Annotated in this window: 2 protein-coding genes and 1 pseudogene; 2 read left to right on the forward strand and 1 reads right to left on the reverse strand. The window is 40.5% G+C overall.

Going from position 1 to position 1,751, the window contains the following annotated elements; translation table 11 throughout:
• Positions 1 to 260, reverse strand: a 260-nt coding sequence (locus ACLOR3_RS00205) for a 4Fe-4S cluster-binding domain-containing protein (protein ID WP_412036872.1), incomplete at its 3' end; no start/stop codon positions are given.
• Between the two features lie 214 nt (positions 261 to 474).
• On the opposite strand from ACLOR3_RS00205, the pseudogene ACLOR3_RS00210 reads away from it, so the two are divergent.
• Positions 475 to 657: pseudogene (locus ACLOR3_RS00210) on the forward strand (UTRA domain-containing protein); the annotation flags it as partial.
• Between the two features lie 264 nt (positions 658 to 921).
• Positions 922 to 1,751 (forward strand): glycoside hydrolase N-terminal domain-containing protein (locus ACLOR3_RS00215; protein WP_412036873.1); only part of this gene is annotated, 830 nt, incomplete at its 3' end.

Below are 1,751 nucleotides of genomic sequence, written 5' to 3' on the forward strand. Positions count from 1 at the left end.
CCACTAACCGTGATCCCACCTTTTTGACCCCAAAATCCTCGATAGCGGAGGGCTTCTTCTAGGACATCATCCACTGTTCGTTCTCTAGACATGTTGGTTTCCATAGCCCAAGTATCCGGGTTATGGCAATACTGACACCGCATTTGACAGCCTTGAAGAAAGACAATAAAACGGATCCCTGGTCCATCCACTGCACCGAAGCTTTCCGTAGAGTGTACCATTCCTGTTACTTTTCCATAGTCAACTGTTTCATTTTCCATGTCTTGTCCTTCTCTCTTGAAAACGTTTTATGGTTTTATTATACCATGATTCCTTGTGAATAAAAGGATTTTAATGATTTTTTAGAAAATAAACTGTTTTTCAATTTCAACCCATTGTATTAGTACAGGCCCTTCCAGTCGCTCTTGATTGCTCCTATTCTCTCTGACAAAAAAAGAAAACGAAGAGCCGTTTTCTTTTTTTAATATCTTAAGAATCTTGATTTCACCAATCGATAATCGCGACAAAATCTTACTGGATCTTGGGAAAGACCAACACGTGGTGACAGTCCGCTCCCAAGTTCACCTAGCAGACGTACGACAATTCCAGTTCACCGAAAGCCATCACAAATTAGATAAGTTCCATTTTGTCGACTATGCAAAAAGAAATCAAAAATAAAGTACTCCGCTGACAGTTGAGAATGGACTCAACTGTTTTTTTACGATATCCGAAAATGAAAACTGTTTTCGGCCCAAAATAATAGCTTATTTATCTCTTATTTCTCTACTATTTCAAGAAATAACACTCTCAAATATGCATCTTACCTAAAAGCTATTGACATTTTCCTATTTCCCTATTAAATTGGGTATGATAGAAATAAATATGAAGGGACTGTCTTTAATTGAAAATGTAAGCGGTCTCAAAAAACTAGAGGAGAGTTCTATGGACCAAAGATTTTTGGAAAAATCCTGTCGTTATAGTATCCGCAAACTAACTGTTGGTACGGCTTCTGTTTTATTAGGAGCCATTTTTCTCGGCTCACACCAGGTAGGTGCTGATAGTATTGTTGGAAGCCAAAACGAAAGCAACCACCTTGAAGCTACCCCAGCCATAGAGAGCCCGACTGATGGAACTGGAGAAGCCAAACCAGAAAATCCGTATATCGCTCCTATTTCTGAAGAAAAAAGATCGTCACCTGATACAGAAGTTCAAAGCAAGCATACAGCCACTTCGACTACTTCGATTGAGGCAACTGAAGAAAGGGAAACTATGAAAATTGAGACTCCCGTGGCCAAACAAACAGATTATCATTTAATCTACAATCAACCTGCTGCTGCTAGCTATGATGGGTGGGAAAAGCAAGCCCTCCCAGTCGGAAATGGAGAAATGGGTGCTAAGGTTTTCGGACTCATCGGCGAGGAAAGAATTCAATACAACGAAAAAACTCTTTGGTCTGGTGGACCACAACCGGATAGCACCGACTACAACGGAGGAAACTACCAAGATCGCTACAAAGTCTTAGCAGAAATCCGTAAGGCCCTTGAAGACGGAGACCGCCAAAAAGCGAAACAGTTAGCCGAAGAAAATCTAGTAGGACCAAACAACGCTCAATACGGACGCTACTTATCTTTCGGTGATATCTTCATGGTCTTTAACAACCAAAAGAAAGGTTTGGAGAACGTTACCGACTATCACCGTGACTTAGATATTACCAAAGCTATCACAACTACTTCTTATAGCCAGGATGGAACCACTTTTAAACGCGAAACCTT

The sequence above is a fragment of the Streptococcus intestinihominis genome (genome assembly GCF_046824975.1).
GTDB lineage: Bacteria > Bacillota > Bacilli > Lactobacillales > Streptococcaceae > Streptococcus.